Annotated in this window: 12 protein-coding genes; 9 read left to right on the forward strand and 3 right to left on the reverse strand. The window is 59.9% G+C overall.

The window, feature by feature from the left end; all coding sequences use genetic code 11:
• The first annotated feature begins 25 nt into the window (after positions 1-25).
• Together VSP_RS26010 and VSP_RS26015 are read left to right on the forward strand one after the other, a co-directional pair.
• Positions 26-718, forward strand: a complete 693-nt coding sequence (locus VSP_RS26010; RefSeq protein WP_009964389.1) for a Fe2+-dependent dioxygenase — start codon at positions 26-28, stop codon at positions 716-718.
• 113 nt (positions 719-831) lie between these two features.
• The gene (locus VSP_RS26015) at positions 832-1,971 is read left to right on the forward strand and encodes a PepSY-associated TM helix domain-containing protein (RefSeq protein ID WP_029190769.1); all 1,140 of its coding nucleotides are present in this window, start codon (positions 832-834) and stop codon (positions 1,969-1,971) included.
• Between the two features lie 460 nt (positions 1,972-2,431).
• Here VSP_RS26015 and VSP_RS26020 read toward each other — a convergent pair whose 3' ends face one another.
• Positions 2,432-3,664 carry an aspartate kinase gene (locus VSP_RS26020; protein ID WP_044133664.1) on the reverse strand — a complete coding sequence of 411 codons (1,233 nt, stop codon included), beginning with the start codon at positions 3,662-3,664 and terminating at the stop codon, positions 2,432-2,434.
• A gap of 246 nt (positions 3,665-3,910) precedes the next feature.
• Here VSP_RS26020 and VSP_RS26025 point away from each other — a divergent pair, with 246 nt between their 5' ends.
• Entirely contained in the window at positions 3,911-4,438 is a 528-nt protein-coding gene (locus VSP_RS26025; protein ID WP_009964393.1) for a C40 family peptidase, read from the forward strand.
• A 77-nt stretch (positions 4,439-4,515) separates the two neighbouring features.
• On the opposite strand, the gene VSP_RS26030 is transcribed toward VSP_RS26025, so the two are convergent.
• Positions 4,516-5,085 carry a c-type cytochrome domain-containing protein gene (locus tag VSP_RS26030; RefSeq protein WP_009964394.1) on the reverse strand — a complete coding sequence of 190 codons (570 nt, stop codon included), beginning with the start codon at positions 5,083-5,085 and terminating at the stop codon, positions 4,516-4,518.
• 214 nt (positions 5,086-5,299) lie between these two features.
• Between VSP_RS26030 and VSP_RS26035 the strand changes: the two genes are divergently transcribed.
• The 4 genes from VSP_RS26035 (at position 5,300) to VSP_RS26050 (ending at position 12,578) form a co-directional block, all read left to right on the forward strand.
• On the forward strand, positions 5,300-7,069 hold the full coding sequence (locus VSP_RS26035; RefSeq protein WP_009964396.1) for a polyprenyl synthetase family protein: 1,770 nt from the start codon (positions 5,300-5,302) through the stop codon (positions 7,067-7,069).
• Positions 7,070-7,129: 60 nt separating this feature from the next.
• Positions 7,130-8,539, forward strand: a complete 1,410-nt coding sequence (locus VSP_RS40065; protein ID WP_009964398.1) for an NADase-type glycan-binding domain-containing protein — start codon at positions 7,130-7,132, stop codon at positions 8,537-8,539.
• 92 nt (positions 8,540-8,631) lie between these two features.
• Positions 8,632-9,948 (forward strand): NADase-type glycan-binding domain-containing protein, encoded by a 1,317-nt coding sequence (locus tag VSP_RS26045; protein ID WP_009964399.1) that lies wholly within the window; start codon positions 8,632-8,634, stop codon positions 9,946-9,948.
• A complete protein-coding gene (locus VSP_RS26050) occupies positions 9,945-12,578 on the forward strand; it encodes a CapA family protein (RefSeq protein WP_009964400.1) in 2,634 nt (877 codons plus the stop codon). The genes VSP_RS26045 and VSP_RS26050 overlap by 4 nt, the downstream gene beginning before the upstream one ends.
• A gap of 325 nt (positions 12,579-12,903) precedes the next feature.
• Here VSP_RS26050 and VSP_RS26055 read toward each other — a convergent pair whose 3' ends face one another.
• Complete coding sequence (locus tag VSP_RS26055) at positions 12,904-13,341, reverse strand: hypothetical protein (protein WP_157211068.1); 438 nt, start codon at positions 13,339-13,341, stop codon at positions 12,904-12,906.
• Positions 13,342-13,536: 195 nt separating this feature from the next.
• Here VSP_RS26055 and VSP_RS37485 point away from each other — a divergent pair, with 195 nt between their 5' ends.
• Together VSP_RS37485 and VSP_RS40070 are read left to right on the forward strand one after the other, a co-directional pair.
• Positions 13,537-14,361: a hypothetical protein gene (locus VSP_RS37485; RefSeq protein WP_009964402.1), complete on the forward strand. Its 825-nt coding sequence runs from the start codon at positions 13,537-13,539 to the stop codon at positions 14,359-14,361.
• A gap of 193 nt (positions 14,362-14,554) precedes the next feature.
• Positions 14,555-15,433, forward strand: a complete 879-nt coding sequence (locus VSP_RS40070) for an alpha/beta fold hydrolase (RefSeq protein ID WP_009964403.1) — start codon at positions 14,555-14,557, stop codon at positions 15,431-15,433.
• Positions 15,434-15,469: the final 36 nt, after the last annotated feature.

Here is a 15,469-nt window from a genome sequence, read left to right on the forward strand (position 1 = left end):
ACATCTGTTTAAATAGCCTTACTCCATGCTGATTCGCATCCCTGACGTTCTCACCCCTGAACAGGTAAAACACGCCAGAGCGCTGCTGGACAAGGCGGAGTGGACTGATGGCCGGGCAACCACCGGCTATCAGTCCGCCAAAACTAAAAACAACATGCAGCTCCCCGAGGGGCATCCCGTCGCCAAAGAGCTGGGAGGCCTGATCTTGGAAGCACTGGGCCGGAACTCCCTTTTCATGGCCGCGGCGCTCCCACTCCGGGTCCTGCCTCCCATGTTCAACAGTTATGCGGGAGGCCAGGCTTTTGGCACCCATGTGGACAATGCCATCCGGCAGATTCCTGGCACCGGCCAGCGCATCCGTACAGACATCTCAGCCACGCTGTTTTTCAGCGAACCCGAGGACTATGACGGCGGGGAACTCACCATTGAAGACACCTACGGTGTCCAACAGGTGAAGCTGCCCGCAGGACACATGGTCCTTTACCCTTCCACAAGCCTCCACCAAGTGACCCCGGTCACACGTGGGGCGCGTGTCAGTTCGTTCTTCTGGATCCAGAGCATGATCCGTGATGACGGCCAGCGGTCCCTCCTGTTTGACCTTGATCTGTCCATCCAACGGCTGGCACGGGATCTCGCAGGAAACCCTGCCGCGGACAAGACTGCGGTCCAGCTTACCGGCGTGTATCACAACCTTCTGCGGCAGTGGGCGGAAATGTGATGACGGCGTGAGCCTCCAGATGAAACTTCTCTACGTGACGGCACACCGGACAGGGTGCCGTCACTTGCATATTCACCTCATTTCAGTTGCTCGTAGGAAAAACTGCCTTCTTCATGACCGCCGTCGTTCGACTCCTTCGCAAAACCATTTTCTGGCTGCACCTCATCGCGGGCTGCGCAGCGGGCATGGTCATCCTGCTCATGTCCCTCACGGGTGCCACGCTCATGTACGAGCGACAGATCCTGGAGTGGGTGGACGGTTACCAAGTCACACCCACGGTCAACGCCAGCCGACTGCCACTGGAAGAACTGGCGGCAAAGGCCACTGCGGCCAATCCCAAACAAGCCCTGACCGCATTGACAGTGGAGTCCGATGCCCACGCCGCCGTGATGCTTTCGTATGGCCGTGAAGCCACGCTATACGCCAACCCCTTCACAGGAGAACTTCTGGGCGCAGGGGCAGCGAAAGCGCGGGACTTCTTCCATTTCGTCACGGAACTGCATCGCTGGCTGGCCTTGGAAGGCACGTCACGCGACACCGGCAAGGCCATTACCGGTGCCGCCTGTCTCGTCTTCCTGTTCCTCGTGATCAGCGGTCTCTACCTGTGGTTCCCCCGCCGTTTCACCTGGCATTTCATCAGGCGCATTATTTCCTTTGACCGCCGGCTGACGGGCCGAGCCCGGGATTGGAACTGGCACAACGTCTTTGGCTTCTGGGCCTGCCTTCCCCTCCTGTTCATCATTCTCACCGGGCTCGTCATGGCCTATCCATGGGCGAACAATCTTCTCTTCACCCTCACCGGCAATCCACCGCCCCCGCCTCGCGCCCAGCAGGCCCGGCCTCAGGGCGGGAAACCCGAGCCCGTGGCATTGAGCGGCCTCAACCACGCGTGGGACACCGCCGTGGCCAAGGTGCCCACCTGGCAGAGCATCACCGTCCGCCTTCCAGCCAACGCCAAGGCCCCCGCCATGCTCTTCATCAGCGAGAGCCATCAAGGACGCCCCGATCTGAAGTCGCAGCTCAACGTCAATCTCGCCAGCGGCGAAGTCGTCACCTGGGAGACCTTCTCCACCCACAACCTCGGCAAGCAGTTGCGCTTCTGGGCTCGCTGGGTCCACACAGGTGAAGCTGGTGGCTTCATCGGTCAGACGATTGCAGGACTCGCCGCCCTCTCTGCCGCCGTGCTCGTGTGGACGGGCATTTCCATGTCCTGGCAGCGCTTCCGGCGTCGCAAGGGCGTGGCGGCGAAGTAGGAATGGTTAGCTCTTGAAAGCGGTTTGTAGTTCAAACTTTAGTTTGCCTCAGTCCGCGAAAGACCATCTGAAGCAAACTAAAGTTTGAACTACAAACAGAGCCCCGCCAAAGCGACTGCAATTCTACGTTGGGTGGGGAGAACAGGGAAACTACTCCGCAGGAGTTGCGGCGGCCTGGCGGACGCGACCGTATCGTCACTTCCGCGAACCCCACCTCCGCTTCACCTTCATTGGTGCTGGACTCACACAGGACTCCCCAAAGCGGTGGTTCCCGGTCGCACTCCTAAAACCGACTTCGTCGTCAGGTGTTGAATGAGTTGGACTCTCCCAAATAGCGTCGGCTTGCGATGCCTCAGAACCGCTCGCCCCGACGGGGATCGTCGGACTACGCCTCAAACACAAAAAAGGCCGGACTTCTGCAAGCCCGGCCCTTTCAAAACTTCGATGATCGTTAGCCCAATCAGGCCGTCGGCGCTGCGCCATCCAGGCCGAAGGCCTCGTGCACCACTTTGGCGGCTTTTTCGATTTCCCCTTCCTCGACGGTCACGGCCGTCTTGATTTCACTGGTGGAGATCATCTGGATGTTGATGCCAGCGTTGGCCAGGGCACCGAACATCTTGCTGGCGACGCCGCTGTGGCTGCGCATGCCGATGCCGACAATGCTAAGCTTGGCCACACCCGTCTGAGAGCGAAGCTCGACCTTGTCACCCAGCTCAGCCAGCACAGCCTGCAGGGCGGCCTCAGCCTTCGGCAGATCGGCGGCACTCAGCGTGAAGCTGATGTCGGTCTCATTGTCCCAGCTCACGTTCTGCACGATCATGTCGATCACGACGCCCGCCTTGTGAATGGCACCGAAGATCTTCGCGGCCACACCCGGACGGTCCGGCACATCATCAATCGTGATCTTCGCCTGATTGCGCTCAAGGCTCACACCACGGACGACGACGGATTCCATGCCAGGTTCTTCTTCTTTCACAAGGGTGCCAGGGTTGTTGTTCATGCTGTTGCGCACCTCAAAGCGTACGCCAAATTTCTTTGCAAACTCGACGGAGCGGCTCTGCATCACCTTGCTGCCGCTGCTGGCCATCTCCAGCATTTCATCATAGCTGATCACATCGATCTTCTGTGCGGTGGGCACCACACGGGGATCGCAGGTGTAAACGCCGTCCACATCCGTGTAGATCTGGCAGAGATCCGCCTTCACTGCTGCCGCCATGGCGATCGCCGTAAGGTCCGAACCGCCGCGACCAAGGGTCGTGATGAGGCCATCCCGGGTCTGCCCCTGGAAGCCAGCCAGAATCACGATATTGCCCTCATCAAGCATCTCGTGGACTTCGGTGGGCGTGATATTGGCGATGCGGGCCTTCGTGTGCACGCCATCGGTCTGGATACCGGCTTGGGCACCCGTCAGGGATACTGCCTTGCCACCTTGGGCATTGATCGCCATCGCGGTGAGCGCAATGGTCTGCTGCTCACCCGTGGAGAGCAGCACATCGAGCTCACGCTCCGTCGGGCTCTCAGAGACATCTCTAGCCAGCTTCAGCAGGCTATCGGTGACGCCAGACATGGCGGAGACCACCGCGATCACTTGATGCCCGGACTTCTGAGTCTCCAAGACACGACGTGCCACATTGCGAATGCGCTCGGGCGTGCCCACCGAGGTGCCACCATATTTCTGAACGATCAATGCCATGTGCTTAGCGTGCGTGCGGAACGTAAAATCCAGCGAAAAGAGCGCGGATTCTGGCACAGACGAAGCAGGGTGCAAGTGAAGCTTTACGCGGAAGACACCTCCAGCCCACCCCAGATTGCCTTTTGCGCAGTGAGGTCGGCCGGCGCGCCCCCTATCCATCCGCAACGCCATATTAGTTTACACCACTGAATTATTTTATTGTATTTATGGTAAACAGGGTTATTATTGCACCATCTCCATACGGTTATGGTCTCCAAGCCTGCACTCCCAATCTCCAGCCTCCGCCGCGTCACTTCGTGGTGGCCGATTGCGCTGCTCATGGTCTTCCTGCCGTCCGCATTCCAGTCCACATGGGCGCGGGAGTACTTGGAATACAATGGGCGGCTCGCCTTTGCACCTGCGTCCGTACCCAAGGCCGTCCACCACGCCGTAGCTGCTGCCAACTCTCTCCAGCGCAAACCGTATCGGTACGGGGGAGGACACCGGGTGCTGCATGATCGCGGCTACGACTGCTCGGGCACGGTTTCCTATGTGCTCTACCACGCGGGATTGTTGCGGGGTCCCCTGGCCTCCACCCAGTTTCGCAACTACGGGGCCCCCGGTCCCGGCCGCTACATCACCCTCTTCGTGAAGGATGGCCACGTGTTCATGTCCGTCTGCGGTCTGCGTCTGGACACGAGCGACTTTGGGGCCGGACGAGGCGACGGCCCGCGCTGGCGCCCCACGGCACGTTCTTTCAAGGGATATCAATTGCGGCATCCACCGGGCCTGTAATCTCCGCCTGGCCGTGTTCAAAAAACGGCCCGCCCCGTTCTGGGCGAGCCGCACAGTAGGGTGGAAGGAGGGCAATCTTACTTCAACCCGGCCTTGGCCTGAGCCTGACTTTCCGGGGAAAGCTTGCTGAGAGGGTAGTTGTACACCTGCCCGTTGGCCATGCGGAGCACGACGTTCTCGCCGTCCAGCTTGAGCATGGTCGCTTGAATGATCCGGCCTTCGGTATTGGTCCAGTTTTGGATCGCCGCAGGTGGAGGCATGGCTGCCGCCGTCGAAGGTGCGGCAGGCTTTTTGCTGCCATCCAGAGAGGCCCCTTCTTCAATCCACTGTTTGATTTTGGCGATGTTCGCCTCCGCCAGATTTTTCTTGGGTGGCATGTGGGCATCGTCATCCAGCTCCACCACCAGCGTCGTGTAGAAGTGGCTCTCCTTCAGGTTGCCGGGCTCAATGGTGCGGCCAGGCCCAATGTCCTTGGCAAAACGCTCCAGATTGTCGAAGACGAATCCCCCCTTTTCCTTGCCCGACTCCTCAGAGTGGCACTTGTAACATTCGGCTTTCAAGATGGGCTGGATGTCACGCTTGAAGTCCACCGCATGGACGGCAGCGGCGGGGAGAGCGACGAGGGCGGCAGGCAAAATGAATTTCATGGGCGGAACAAGAACGACGGTCCAATTGGCCCCCTTAGCAAAAAATGGGCAAAGTTGGACAATTTCAGACCGATCCAGCCCATGCCTCATTTGCCCGCATTTGCCATGACTTTCTGCAAGACAACCTCATCTCAAAACGGTTAAGACAAGGCGGTGCTCCGGTTCGTAAACGTAACAGCCGCTTCATCTCCCCTTTTTGCCTGACTCCCCCGCCATGTCCACGGTCGCCGTCCGCTCCGCCCAGCTCCCGCCCGCAGTGCCCATCACGGTACGGCGTTTCCGCCAGCCTAAAAAAAACATCCCGCAGACGAAGGTCGAGCGGGATCACATCCTGGGCACCATCCGCAAGTATCTGGAGACCGCCAAGCTCGTCCCACCGGCTCCCTTGGATGAGATGCGCTACCACGCGGAGAAGATCGTGGCCGACAACAACTTCAACCCGATCTATCGCGACTACATTGGGGTGCTCCTGAGCAATGAGCTCTGGCGTGAAACGCTGGCCACCATCCCCTACGAGAAACGGTTGCTCCTCATGCCCAAGTGCCTGCGGGTGGAGAGCAAGTGCCCGGCCCCGTTTGACGAATTTGGCCTGCTCTGCAAGCAGTGCGGCCTCTGCACCATCCAGGACTTCCAAAATGAGGCGGAGAAGCTCGGCTACGCCGTCCTCGTGGCTGAAGGGTCCGCCATCGTCATGAGCCTCATCCAGACCGGCAAGATCGAGGCCATCGTGGGCATCTCCTGCCTTCCCGTGCTGGAGCGCACCTTCCCCTATGTGGAAGCCGCCGCCATCCCGGCCGTGGCCGTGCCCCTGCTCCAGGACGACTGCATCGACACCACCGTGGACATTGACTGGGTGTGGGACTACATCCACCTCACCAGTGAGGACAAGACCCGCCGCCTGAACCTCAACAAGCTGCACGAGGATGTGCGCGAGTGGTTCACCCGCGAGAGCCTCGATGCCCTCCTCGGCAAACCGCACGACCGGACCGAGGAAATCGCCCGCGAATGGCTGGCCCGCGCCGGCAACCGCTGGCGTCCCTTCCTCACAGTGGCATCGTATCAGGCCCTGCGCGAAGATCCCGAAGGTCCGCTCAGCGATGACCTCAAGAAAGCGGCCATTGCCGTGGAGTGCTTCCACAAAGCCTCCCTCGTTCACGATGATATCGAGGACAACGATGCCCAGCGCTACGGAGAAGCCACCCTCCATGCGGAGCACGGCATGCCAGTGGCCCTGAACGTGGGCGACCTCCTCATCGGCGAAGGATACCGCCTGCTGGCCGACTCCAACGTCCGTGCGGACTACCGCACAGCCATGCTGAAGATCGCTGCGGAAGGCCAGCGCGAGCTCTGCCGTGGCCAGGGTGCCGAGCTCCTCTGGAACAATCATCCCGTGGCGCTGAGCAGCACCCAGGTGCTGGAGATCTTCCGCAGCAAGACCGCACCGGCCTTTGAAGTGGCCCTCAAGATCGGCGCTGCCCTCAGCGGCCGTCTCGATGAAGTGGAAGAGGCTCTTCATGAGTACAGCGAGGCTCTCGGCATCGCCTACCAGATCCATGACGACCTTGATGATCTGGGCGACGACTCTGCCACGGACAACACTGTCGCCATCCGCCCCAGCATCGTGCTGGCCCTCATCCGCGAGCGCGGCAAGGGAGAGATCAAAGACACCATGGAGAGGCTCTGGAATGGCGAGCTCAAGGAATCTCCTGACAAGGCCACGATCCGCGCCTGGGCAGAATCCAGCACCGCCCATGAGAAGGCCATGCTCCTGCTGGAGAGCTACAAGGAACAGGCCGTACGCAGCCTTCAAGGCGTGGACAACGCCAACCTCAAGGGGCTCCTCCGTCGGGTGATCGGCAAGATCTTCAACGACCTGGAGATCAAAGGCTGGTGCCGCGAGTTCGAGGTGAAGAATGCCACGACCGAGGCCAAGGAGGCGGGTGCGGTTGCGACACCTGCTCCTGAGCCCGCCCCTGCCGCCTGATGCCTCGGACGTCAGCCTTTTCTCTTTGCCATATCAGCCGCTGCCCTTACGTGTAGTGTCATGCACACGCGTAAGTGGCTTCGTCTCGTCTTGGGCGCAGGTCTTGTGGCCCTGCAATTTGCGACTCCTGTCCTCGGCAACGGGGGAGGCTACGTCAAAGGTCTGGCCTCCAGCGGGGCTTTCAAACCGCTGAACATTGAGCAGGTCCAGATGTTGTCTGAGAAACTCGACATCGATCTGCACATCGAGCACGCCGAGATTCGCATCGAGTACGTCCTGCACAATCCCGGTCCCAAGGTCACGGTGGAAGCGGGGTTCCCCTCAGCGATCGCTGTGGATCCCTACGGCGAGGTGGATGCGGAGCCCATGACGATGAAACGGCTCGCGACCAAGCTGCCCCTGGAGGCGTTTGAACTGAAAGCCGACAGCAAGTCGGTGAAAACCACCATCAAGCCCGACGACCTGAAGCTCGATTCAGTGGAGTCCCTTCCATCCGATGGTGAGGATGGCGGCATCACAGTCAAAGCCTGGCACATCTTCAAGCTGGACTTCGCCCAAAGGCAGACCCGCAAGGTCACTGTGAAGTACCGCAATCCCTACTTCGGCAGCTACATGTATGTGTCTGACGACAGCCGGATCAGCCCCCTGACATTGACGTATCTTTTCTCCAGTGCCGGCGCGTGGAATGGTCCCATCAAACAAGGCAGCGTGACGGTGAAGGCCGTGACGGCCAATCCAGAACTGATCCAGTTCAGCCATCCCAAGCGATTCGAGAGGGACGGCAACACCTGGCGGTGGCTCTTCACAGACTTCGAGCCCACCCTGGAGGACGATCTCGTCATCACCACGCGCCCCTTGTGCTTCGGGCAATCCGTTTACAACCAGAACCCCAACGGCGAGGTCGAAGACTACAGCCGCACCGAGTATGTGGGATGGGGTGCCGTCAAGAACTACGAGGGCAAGATGGGCGGCAAGTGGGAGTTGCATCGCTACGACTACAAGGCCACCGCGTCTTCCACCCTCACTCCGGGCAGCGGGCTCCGCTATGATCCCCAGCTTCTCGCTGAAGACGACTCTGACAGCGGGAGCACGGCGTGGGTCGAAGGTGCCAAGGGCGATGGCATTGGCGAATCCGTGACGCTCACGCTGGCGCAACCCGCCAAGCTCAGCCGAATCGGGATGGCCAACGGCTACACCAAGTCGGAGGACATCTACCTCAAGAACAACCGCGTGGCCCGGCTGGATGTGAGCATCAATGGCGGGAAGAGCTTTCCGGTGGAAGTTCCTGATGAGCGTCTCACCTCCGAGCTCTTCTACTTTGACCTGCCTGCCCCCACCGAGCCTGTAATTTCCGTGAAGCTCACCATCGCTGCCGTGTACAAGGGCACGAAGTACAGCGACACCGCCCTCTCGGAAGTGGTGCTGGTGTCCCCGTTGGAGAAAGAGCCAAAGATCCGGGCTTCGCGGTGACAAACGTGCATACGCCCTTTCAAACAATGGGAATCTTGCACCGCACGTGCCGTTTGTGGAGTGCACTATTGTTCGGCGCTTTCAGCCTCATAGTGACATCGGCTCATGGCAATGGCGGAGGTTACTCGCAAGGGTTGCTGTCCACAGGTGCCTTCAAGCCCTTCGGGGTTGAGCAGGTGGAAATGCTATCCGAGCATCTCGAAATCGATCTCCACATCGAATATGCAGAAGTTCGCATCGAATACGTCCTGCACAATCCGGGGCCGAAAGTTACCGTCGAAGCGGGATTCCCCTCTGCAGTGAATGACTTGAGGTGGGGAGTAAATTCTCTTGTGAAGACTCCCTTTGAAACATTGGTGAAGCTGGAGAACTTCCATCTCGCCTCCGACGGCACGCCTCTGGAAGTCTCCACCGTTGCTGACAACCTCAAGCTGGGCGGCAAAACGATTGGGGGACCTTCGGACAACCGGACCACTATTAAAGCGTGGCATGTCTTCAAACTGGACTTCAAAAAGGGGCAGACGCGACGCCTGATCGTTAAATACCGCAACCCCTATGCGGCGTTTGTCACAGCGATCTCGAGTGGGTGGAGCCGGAGCGCCACCAGCTTGTCCTATGTGTTCTCAAGCGCCGCTTCCTGGGCCGGACCAATCACTCAAGGCACGGTGATCATCAATCCAGTCTCAGTGGATGCCGGGCAAGTCGAGTTCAGCCATCCCAAACGATTTACAAAAGATGGCAACCGTTGGATCTGGAGGTTCTCTGACTTGGAGCCGACACTCGAAGATGACCTGACGGTCATCACTTCTCCTGCTTGCGCCATCCCCGATGACGTGATGTTCGTTGATCCCAGCGATCAAAAAAATGCATCTACCGCTTATTATGTGTGTAGGGGAGACAGCCCTCGCGACGGCGGCGGACGCTGGGAAGTTCATTCAAAGGATTACCAAATCGATGCCACATCCACCCTCCCTCCCGAGGGTTCGCTCAGTTTTGCCGCCGAAGCACTCAGGGACTTCTCTCGCAAAACCTGCTGGGTCGAAGGTGCTCCTGACCCTGGCATCGGAGAAGCAGTGACCCTTACCCTGCCCAAACCGGGCAAGGTGGCCAGAGTCGGGCTGGTCAATGGCTACGCCAAAGACCAGCAGCTCTATGAGGCTAACAATCGGATCAAACGACTCGATGTGAGCGTGAATGGCGGCAAGCCCTTCTCAGTCTCCGTACCGGACGAACGTCTCACCACTGAGCACTATTATTTTGACCTGCCGCAGCCGAACAGCGCCGTCAAGACGATCAAGCTCACCATTGCCGAAGTGTACAAGGGCACCCAGTTCGACGACACCTGCCTGACCGACATCGTATTGGTCACCCCTCTCTCCAAGGCCCCCAAGCTCTCTCCAACAAGGTGACCAAGATCATTCCATCGGTTCTGCGCCAACCCTCTCGCCTGTTTTTATCCTGTGCGGCACTGACGTGCGCAAACCTCCTCCACGCGGCAGCCCCGTCGCTCCCTGTCTGGATCGAGGAATCCCATGCAGGCAGCTTCTATTTCCTCGCCCAGACGCTTCCGCTGAACGAACCGCACACCCTGGTGCTGTTCGACGCCCACAGCGATGCCTCGGCCATCGCCAATTCGGATCGGATCCGTGAGGCCATTCGCAAGGTGCCCTCTGTGGAAGACAGAGCCGCCCGGCTGCAACGCTGGCGGCGGCAGGGCGCCATCCAGTGCTTCAACTGGATCGAGCCGCTGATGCCCGCCCCGATTGCGGAGGTGATCTGGGTCTCGGCACGCAGGCTGCCCGCGGAAGAACGCGCGAGGCTGGAACAAGATGCCCGCGAGTATCTGGATGCGCATGAGGAAGGTCTGCCCCGCGATGCCGGCCCCCTTGCCCCCAAGTTTCGAACCCTGGACTTCGAGCAATGGCAGGCAGAATCCGGTGCCTGGCCGATCGAGCGCCCCTTCATCGCCAGCATCGACCTGGATTACTTCGCCGCGCTGCCAGATGAAAAGCTCGCACCCGAGGTTCACGAGGTCGTGACATCGGTGCTCGACAAACGCGGCCTCAAGGCCCTCTGCTGGGCCCTCTCCACCCCCTGGCTCAAGTCCCCCGAACAGGCAGACAAGCTGCTGCACGCGGCTCTGGACGAGAGCTGGCGCATCTCCAATGCCGAGGTGCGCTGGGAACCCTTCGCCATCACAGGCTCTGATCGCTCAATGATGGCGAGGCTCAGGGAGCGGAAGGGAGAACAGATGCCGTCGTTCGACCTCAGTAAAGCCTCGTTGGCTCTTCGCACCAAGGCTCTGCAACGGTGGCGACCAGCTCACACAGAATACGAGCGGCCACGGCTGGAAGGAATGCTGACCGACTGGAGGGCTGACTCGTTTCTGCCTGACATTTCCATGTCCGATCGCCCCCGGGAGCCAGACGGCAGCTACCGGCTTGAGGCCGGTCAATCAGCCGTTGTCACCATGAACCCTGCCCCCACCGGTGCACGGGTGCGCTGGTGGGCCCTGCAGCCGGAAAAATCCGTGTACCGCGTCACTGATGTGGACTTTGGGTTTGCCAGCAAGGCCCCTCGCTGGATTCAGCAACAGCCCAGATTGATCGCTGAGGGCACCGTTCTGGGAGAGTTGGATGTCGCCGCGTTGAGGCCCTTTCTGGATCCGCACCATCACTGCGGCACCGTCCCGATCTATGCGGAGGTCATCCGCGATGGTGAATCGCGATTCAGCAACGTCCTGACTCTGCGCGTGAAAGCAAACGGCTCCAGTGGTCTCCACGCCGCCTGGAGCGAGCAGTTCGTCCTGCCTTACATCTTTGGCTCCACCTGGATTCAAGATGGCCAGCGCTCAGGGCCGGAGACCGGCTGGGGCGCAGATTGCGCCAACTTCCTGATCGCGGGATTTCACGCGCAAGGCTGGCGTCTGCCCTGGGGCAGCCCGAGAGACCTCCGGCAATTCCTTGAACCCTGGCAGGGGCCCGTGGAGAGCGACAAGGGCTGCGTGATCGACTTTGGTGCCCATGCCGCCGCACTGTGGCAGGATCTCCCGCCTCTTGGCGAGCTCAACGATGCCGACCTCCTGGTGCACCAGCTTGAGGGAACCGCTGCCGTGCTTCCCTTGGGCGAGTTGAAGCAGGGCCGCCCTGTTCCGAAGATCCTGCAGCTGCGCCAATCCAAAAAGACACTCACGACCGTTTTTGGAGGGGATGTGATGCTGGGCCGCCGGGCAGCAGAGACGCTGAATCGAGGAAACAATCCCCTGGCCTCCTTGAACACCCCGCTGAGCGCCGCCGACCTCGCCGTGATCAATCTTGAGTGCGCCTTGCTGCCCCAAGGTGCCAGCCCAGATGCCAAAGCTCCGCTCTCGGCGCCAGCCCGTGCGGCCCGGTTGCTCAAGGAAATGGGCGTGGACGCCGTGACCCTGGCCAATAATCACTCCATGGACCGCGGCGCAGCAGGGCTACAGACAACAGTTTCCCTCCTCGATGAAGCCGGGCTGAAACACTGCGGCGCAGGAACATCGGGCGAAGCCTCCCTGCAACCACTCATCCTGGAAGCCCAAGGACTGAAGATGGCCCTCTTCTCCGTGTATGATGATGAGGGGACCACTCCTTCGCGCAATGAAGGCCCCATGATCGCCACCACCGCCTCTTCCGATGCCCTCATGAAAGCCATCGCGGCAACACGGGCAAAGTCGGATCTTATTGTCATCATGCCCCACTGGGGCCGGGAACACACCCACACGCCCACTGTTGAGCAGCGAGCCCTTGCCGCAGCCTGGCTGGATGCGGGCGCGCATCTGGTTGTCGGCACAGGCCCCCATGTGGTTCAGCCACTGGAGCACCTTTGGGGCGGCAGCGTCGCCTGGTCCTTGGGGAATCTGGTGTTCGATGGCCCCGGCCCCACGCGCGAATGGAGCCGCGGGGCACTGTTGGAAGTGACGTGGGATGCCGAAACGTTGCGGTTAATCCGGGCAAGGTTGCGGCCCGTTCAGATTGCGGATGATGGGACCGCGGCGCCTGCGGAAGGGTGGTGAATCCTCAACGTCTCGCCAAAGTTCATCAGGACAAAAAGTCCGACTTCAGGGAAGACTTGGACAACGTTCAGGGTTGGCAGTCAAAAAAATTAAAGAAGGCTGAAGACGCGACCTCGTCAAGCCTGCCCGCCTCACACATCTCCGCCTGTGACCCTGACGAGAAGTGAATGGCACTGGGCATATCGCAGAGTGCAAACTCGCGGTGGCATCAGTCGTCATACGCTCTGACCGCTTAAAAGCGGAACTCCAACCCGCTCCGCTCCCGCCAGAGGAGAGGAAGGGACACAGCCGTCCCAGTTGTGCGTGTTACCGGCGTCCCGCCGGTTCAAGTTCGGACAACACCCTGTTCATTGTTGCAACTCCAACGCCACCAAAGCCCTGCCCCCACCCAAAACAGCAGCATCATGGGCTTGTCTGGCAACCAAGGATGATCTTGGGCTAGAAATACATACCTATGATTAAGGAAAAACACCTTGAAGACCAATGCAGTCACCAGCAGCCCAGCGAAACACCATGCACCTCTCTCCGAGAGCGTCCGTCGCGGCCACACTCCGGCATGTCTGCCCAGGACGGTCAAAACTGCGATCTGCACCAAGTATGCCATGAACCGCAAAACAGGCTCAATATCGTCATGCCAGCATGCCAGAGCCGCGCCAGCAGTGATTGCCATGAGATAGAGAAAACGAAGATAGCAGTTTGCACGAGCCATCCCCGCCGGGAATGGAACCTCAATGTCGGTCGGTCGAGCAGGATTGGGATTCATGATGTGATACACACAAAACTGACATCCCTCCGCGAAATTGGCAAGGCAAACGCAGCAAAACGGGCACAGCTACCGATGAAACAGCTGTCCCGGTTGTGCGTGCTACCGGCATCCCGCTCGTTCGCGAGCAAATCATGCAAACGTTTTCGTCATGCGACTCACGTATGCTGAAACCGACGCCCCGCACCCCGCCTCATGTCGTCTGCCCCCCTCGACGCAGGCACCATTGACGCAGGCATCATTGACGTGATCAATACAACCTGGGGTTTTATCAATTCGCCAGTGAACGGGTGTGGAAGCTACTTGCGACTCATGAAAGCCAGGTCCATCGACACCTCCCCGCCCCCGTCCCAGCCTCAAGTCTCTGACCTTGCGTCTGCATCCGCCCGATGGAAACTCCCCGCGACGCTTCGGTGGGGTTTCACCGCCTTCATGGCGGTGCTGGTGCCGATCTACTGGGTGCACTACGGACCCGCGAACTTTCTCTACTTCTGTGATGTGGCGTTGTTCCTGGCCCTGGCGGCGGTGTGGACGGAGCGACCGATCTACGCCTCCATGGCAGCGGTGGGGGTGCTGGTGCCGCAACTGTTGTGGTGCGTGGATCTGGTGCTGCATCTGGTGGGGTTCAACTACGCGGGCATGACCAACTACATGTTCGACGCCAACAAGCCGCTCTACCTGCGGCTCCTGTCCCTCTTCCATGGCTGGCTGCCGTTTATGTTGCTTTTCATCGTGGCGAAGCTGGGGTATGATCGACGGGCGCTCAAGGCCTGGACGACGGTGGCGGTTGTCCTCTGCCTGGTGGGCTTCTTTCTGCTGCCAGCTCCAGGGGAGGTCCCGGCGGGGAGCCATGATGCAGTGAATGTAAACTACGTGTATGGCATCTCTGAAACCAAGGCGCAGACCTGGATGGCCCCGGGGCTCTATCTCATCTCCTGGATGGTCACGCTTCTTGTGGTTTGCTACCTGCCCGCGCATGCGTGGCTCAGGGCTCGCTACGGGAAAGACACAAGAGTTTAAGACGTGAGGAAAATCTTCAAAAGCCAAACTTCAAACTTCAATGTTCGAGCCTTCACTGGACGAACTGATTGAAAAGGAACTCTGCTTACATCGAACCTAGATACAGCTTCCGCAGGCTGAAGACTGTACCCTGTACAACTTCCCGCCCATCGCCCACAGGATTACTGAATCACCGAATTACTGAATTACCGAAATGCCTTTTCTTACGCTCCAGTCTGGGCGAAAGCTTGCCTATGAAGAGTACGGGGACCCGGCCGGGGTGCCTCTGCTTTATTTTCACGGCTGGCCAGGCTCGCGGCTTCAGGGGGAGTTGTTTCATTCTTCCGGCGTGAAGCACGGGCTGCGCATCATTGCATGTGACCGTCCGGGGCTGGGCAAGTCGGATTTTCAACCCGGGCGGCAGCTCCTGGACTGGCCGCCTGTGATGCAGGAATTGGCGGACCACGTGCAGGCGGAGAAATTCCATGTCCTGGGAGTGTCGGGTGGCGGGCCATATGTGCTGGCAGTGGCGCATGCAATGCCTGAGCGACTGCTGAGCGCAGGAGTCATCTGCGGAGCGCCCCCGCTGAAGCTCGTGGGCACGCAGGAACTGATGTGGACCTACAAGCTGGCACTCTGGGGGCAGAGGTACACTCCCCTGCTCCTGGGGCCGGGCCTGGCAGTTGCTGCACGGTTCCTGGGGCTGCCTCAGAACCACAGTGCCACCCGGTTGTACATGAAACAACAGTGCGACCGGGACCGCCTGGCGATGAGCGATCCAGAGCTCTACCGCATCATGACCCGTGCCGGCCGGGAGTCCTTGCTCTCCGGGGCCAGAGCCGTCAGTACCGATGGCAATATTTACTCCTCCGACTGGGGCATCGACCTCGCCTGCGTGCAATTCCCCCTGCGCTACTGGCATGGGGCGCGGGACAACAACATCCCGCCCGCCCTGGTGGAACGGTTTGTGAAACGTCTGCCCCAGGCCACGCTCACCATCCTGCCGGAGGAGGGTCACTACTCCCTGCCCATGCTGTGCGGCGGCCAGATCGTGGCGGAACTCCTTGGAAAAAACAGTGGGACTGAGACCTGAAAAGATGCTAACTGGAAGGTGAAGAGCCATATTGGG

The sequence above is a fragment of the Verrucomicrobium spinosum DSM 4136 = JCM 18804 genome (genome assembly GCF_000172155.1).
Classification (GTDB): Bacteria; Verrucomicrobiota; Verrucomicrobiia; order Verrucomicrobiales; family Verrucomicrobiaceae; genus Verrucomicrobium; species Verrucomicrobium spinosum.